The sequence below is a fragment of the Chryseobacterium barbadense genome, from assembly GCF_042849955.1.
Classification (GTDB): Bacteria; Bacteroidota; Bacteroidia; order Flavobacteriales; family Weeksellaceae; genus Chryseobacterium.
Map to the genome: position 1 here is coordinate 1 of NZ_BAAFHL010000111.1, position 4,357 is coordinate 4,357.

At 37.8% G+C, this 4,357-nt stretch carries 5 protein-coding genes; 1 reads left to right on the top strand and 4 read right to left on the bottom strand.

Translation table 11 applies throughout. The annotated features are described in order from the left end of the window. Nucleotides 1-385 precede the first annotated feature (385 nt). From crcB to holA, 4 genes are all read right to left on the bottom strand, one after another. Nucleotides 386-754 carry a fluoride efflux transporter CrcB gene (crcB, locus tag ACGHIN_RS16705; RefSeq protein WP_390456174.1) on the bottom strand — a complete coding sequence of 123 codons (369 nt, stop codon included), beginning with the start codon at nt 752-754 and terminating at the stop codon, nt 386-388. A 52-nt stretch (nt 755-806) separates the two neighbouring features. Beyond that, entirely contained in the window at nt 807-1,748 is a 942-nt protein-coding gene (gene trxB, locus ACGHIN_RS16710; RefSeq protein WP_390456177.1) for a thioredoxin-disulfide reductase, read from the bottom strand. A gap of 188 nt (nt 1,749-1,936) precedes the next feature. Then, on the bottom strand, nt 1,937-2,824 hold the full coding sequence (locus tag ACGHIN_RS16715) for a hypothetical protein (RefSeq protein WP_390456180.1): 888 nt from the start codon (nt 2,822-2,824) through the stop codon (nt 1,937-1,939). A 73-nt stretch (nt 2,825-2,897) separates the two neighbouring features. Next, the gene (gene holA / locus ACGHIN_RS16720) at nt 2,898-3,935 is read right to left on the bottom strand and encodes a DNA polymerase III subunit delta (RefSeq protein ID WP_390456183.1); all 1,038 of its coding nucleotides are present in this window, start codon (nt 3,933-3,935) and stop codon (nt 2,898-2,900) included. A 7-nt stretch (nt 3,936-3,942) separates the two neighbouring features. Here holA and ACGHIN_RS16725 point away from each other — a divergent pair. Then, a partial coding sequence (locus tag ACGHIN_RS16725; RefSeq protein ID WP_390456186.1) for a type I restriction enzyme HsdR N-terminal domain-containing protein occupies nt 3,943-4,357 on the top strand: 415 nt, incomplete at its 3' end.

Consider the following 4,357-nt stretch of genomic DNA (forward strand, 5'->3'; position numbering starts at 1 on the left):
TCAACAGTTTTCAAGACTGCCGCAATCGACCACTCTGCCAACTCTCCTTCAACTCAGGCTGTGCCTTCGTTTTCAGTGGTGCAAATATAGAACGTTTTTCTTTTTCACCAAAACTTTTGGATAAGAAATTTTAATAAAGCTTAATAATAGGCTAAAAATCAGGTGAATTATTTTATTAAGGTCACACCCACTCAGAAGAAGAAACATTTATCGCAAAGGTTTTATCATGCGGATAAATATTGTAAGAAAGCAAAGAAGGCAATCAACAAGTTGATTGGATGAAGCGTTAGTGATAACTTTTGTTTTATAGTTTTACAGAAAATACATAAAAAAGGTTCGGCGCAAACTTCGTTTGCGCCGAATCTTTTTTTATCATAGATAAATATTATCCTATACTTTGAAGCTTCATCCCTGCAATCACTGCACAGAATCCTAACACCACGCTTAACCCTGCATATAAAAACAAAGTTCCGTACTGCTGGTTCTGCCATAAGGAATAATTTTCCGCAGAAAAGGTGGAGAAAGTTGTGTAGCCACCGCAAAGTCCCGTAATCAAAAGAAATTTCAACGAATTATCATTCTTCATAAAATACGAAGTCAGAAACCCGATCAGGAGACAGCCCGTAATATTCACCAGGAAAGTTCCCATCGGGAACGAGCTGATGTTCCAGAGTTTCTGGGTGTAATTGGAGATCAGGTACCTTAATATACTTCCTGCTCCGCCTCCGATGAAAATATACAGCAAATTTCTCATGCTATAAAGACAAACGCACCCAAAGGTGCGTTTTATATTTTTAAGTTGAATATTAATGTAATTCCGCCAAATACTTTTCAGCATCCATTGCCGCCATACATCCGCTTCCAGCTGCTGTAATCGCCTGTCTGTAGATATGGTCCTGAACATCTCCTGCCGCAAAAACTCCCGGAAGGTTCGTTCTTGTAGAACCTTTTTCTGTAAGGATATATCCGTTCTCATCCAGGTTAATCTGTCCTACGAAGATATCCGTATTCGGTTTGTGACCGATCGCGATGAAGATTCCGTCTACATCTATCGTAGATGTTTCCTGAGTCTGGTTGTTGATCACCACTGCTCTTTCCACAAGGCTGTTCTCTCCTTCAATCCCGATTAGCTCATGGTGGAACTTCACTTCAATATTCGGCGTATTTTCCACTCTGTGGATCATTGCTTTGGAAGCTCTGAACACATCTTTTCTTACCAGCATGGTCACTTTTTTACAAAGTTTGGCAAGGTAAGTAGCTTCTTCTGCTGCCGTATCTCCTGCTCCCACTACCACTACATCTTTCCCTTTATAGAAGAAACCGTCGCACGTAGCACAAGCGGAAACGCCTCCTCCTGCATATTTTTTCTCATCATCAAGACCTAGATATTTAGCTGTTGCTCCGGTAGAAATAATAACGGTTTTAGCAAAAATTTCTTTGTTTCCTGCATATAATTTATGAACTCCGCCCACTTCTTTAGAAAGTTCTACTTTAGTGATCATTTCGTAATGCACTTTAGTATCGAATCTTTCTGCCTGCTTCTGTAAATCCATCATCATTTCAGGACCCGTGATCCCGGCAGGATATCCCGGAAAATTGTCTACTTCCGTGGTAGTGGTTAATTGTCCGCCCGGCTCCAGACCTGTATACAATTCAGGTTTCAAATCTGCTCTTGCTGCATAAATTGCCGCTGTAAAACCTGAAGGCCCGGATCCGATGATCACACAATCTAAAATATTTTGCTCCATAATTTATTGTTCGAAAAAGATTTAATTAAATTAAGACTGCTAATTTCGTAATTTTTACTGTCTTATTAAAGTTATTTTAATGATAGTTGTCAATAAGAGATATGCGGATTGTCGATGAACAATTTTTGGGAATGAAGATCTTCTTGGTTTAACTGATTAAAGTTCAAAATATAGGGCATAAGACCAACTCATTCCCTCATCCATTTCAACAATTCCTCACGTTCCACAATATTCCAGGAATGAGGATGCTTCTTACCATTGGCCCTTATGCCACGGTTTTTAGTTTCTATATATTCTGTTTTGAGGTTTCCCAAATTAAACAAGGATTCGTTGCCCTTTTTAAGGACAAAAGCATTGAGATCTTCAAACTTTCTTCCTTTATTCTGTCTTTGCCATTCAAGATCCGGCTCACAGTAGAATCTGGTTTTAACCTCTCTTAAATATTGAATATTCTCAATTGAATTAGAAGAGATAAGATAGGGTGAGGCTGTTTTATATTTTTCCGGATATTCATCAGGCTTTCCTAAATCTTTTTCAAAAAGAGCCATTAGAAATTTCCCTTCTTCTACGGCTTCAGCGTCTACATTGGTTGCCACATCCCTTTGGGCATTATGATAAAGCTGTTCCAGATCGATAGGAGAATCTACTACAAAGACTCCTTTGGGCTGAAGGGGATTATTATTTTTTTTCAAATATGCAGAAATTAAAAGCGCTATATTTCCTCCACTGGAAAAACCACCGATGAAAATATTCTTCCTTTCTATATTATGTCGGTCAACTATTGAATTTAATCTTCCAGCGATTTTTTCCTTTTCAGCTTCCGTTAAAAACAGTTTTTGATTATAGTCTAAAAGCAAGGTGGTAATACCTTCTTTTTGTAAATCTTTTAAAAAGCCTGCTTCGGTTTTTGTATGTTCAATATCACAGGGAAAGCAGGGAAATAAAATGAGTACGGCTTTCTGATCCACAGATCTGTTCAGCTCATAATGATCACTTTTAGTAGTATTTTCAACATTTCGTACCGTGCAATTAAGCAAAAACATAAGTAATACAATCAGGAAAATATTTTTATTCATATAAATACAATACATTTAATAATTTAAAATACCTGTTGTACTCACAAACACTCCGTGCTCAACTCTCCCACAACTACACCTTCATCTTAATCTTATCCACATGAATAATCTTATACACCAGCTCCTTGATGAGTTCTGCTTCGCTCATATTCACAGCACCCAATCCTTTTCCTTTCATATCGAATTCCCTTAAAATAGAAATCACACGGGTAGCATGTTTCAAAGGATAAAGCCTTGCACTTTCCGTATAGTCTTTAATAAAATAAGGGTTAATTCCCATTTGTGAAGCTATGGTTTGTGGCGGCTGCCCGATCATTGTTTGATATACAATCACATTGGAAAAATAGTTATACAGGCTCGCCAACATCATCACAAAAGGATTGTTCTTTGGATTCTTTCCCATAAAATGGGCAATTTTGAATGCTGCATTGGCATTTTTTGTTCCCAACGCCTTCTGAAGTTCAAAAACATTGTATTCTTTACTGATCCCGATATGGTTCTCAATGATGGTCCCATCCAAAACCTCTCCTTCCCGGAGAACGATCTTCAGCTTATTCAGCTCATTGGCAATCCTTGAAAGATCATTTCCAAGGTATTCTGCCAGAAGATGGGAAATATTAGGGGCTGTTTTTATATTAAGGCTGATGCATTCATCGGCAATCCACTTCGGAAGATTATTTTCTTTGATAGATTCACTCAGGAAAAGGGCTTTGGCTTTGTCTAATGCTTTGGCTGCTTTTTTACGGCTGTCCAGTTTCTTGTGCTTATGGGCAAAAACCAATACCGTGGAAGGAACAGGGTTTTCTGCATACGATTCCAGAATCCTGTTTTCCTCTTCATTCAGCTTTAAATCCTGAGCTTCCTTTACGATGATTACCTGCTTATCCCCCATCATCGGAAATTGTCTTGCCAATGAAAGGATTTCCTGATAGGAAGTGTCTTTTCCGTACACTACCGTCTGGTTGAAAGCTTTTTCATCCTCCTCCAAAAAGTCATGCTCAAGGGCTTTTACAGCTACATCAATGAAGTAAGGTTCTTCTCCGTGGAAAAAATAAATAGGTAAAACTTCTTTATTTTTAATATTTTTGAGGATTAAATCTAATTCTTTCATCTTATAAATGGAACTTCCAAAACTGAATTTTCAGGAAACTTTTGATTTTAAATTCAAGAAAGACAAAGATAAGTTTTTTATTTATGATTTGGTTCGTAAAACTTACCTTTTGCTCACTCCTGAAGAATGGGTACGCCAACACTGGATCCATTATTATCTGACGGTGAAGTCCTACTCTACGTCCGCATTGATTACGGAAAAAAAGATCGTTTTAAACGGCTTAACGAAAAGAGTTGATCTTTTAATCACGGAAAAAGCGCAACCCAAGATTTTGGTTGAATGCAAGGCTCCGTCTGTGAAATTAACAGAGAAGACATTTGAACAGACGGCAAGGTATAATTCCATCATCGGAGCTAAAGAAATTATTCTGACGAATGGTTTGCAGCACATCAATGCGTATTTTGAGAATGAACAGTATCAGT

Excerpts from the sequence above, each read along its gene's own strand:
- holA (WP_390456183.1), bottom strand. The coding sequence starts at position 3,935 with ATGAAAGAATTAGATTTAATCCTCAAAAATATTAAAAATAAAGAAGTT.
- trxB (WP_390456177.1), bottom strand. The coding sequence starts at position 1,748 with ATGGAGCAAAATATTTTAGATTGTGTGATCATCGGATCCGGGCCTTCA.
- crcB (WP_390456174.1), bottom strand. The coding sequence starts at position 754 with ATGAGAAATTTGCTGTATATTTTCATCGGAGGCGGAGCAGGAAGTATA.
- ACGHIN_RS16715 (WP_390456180.1), bottom strand. The coding sequence starts at position 2,824 with ATGAATAAAAATATTTTCCTGATTGTATTACTTATGTTTTTGCTTAAT.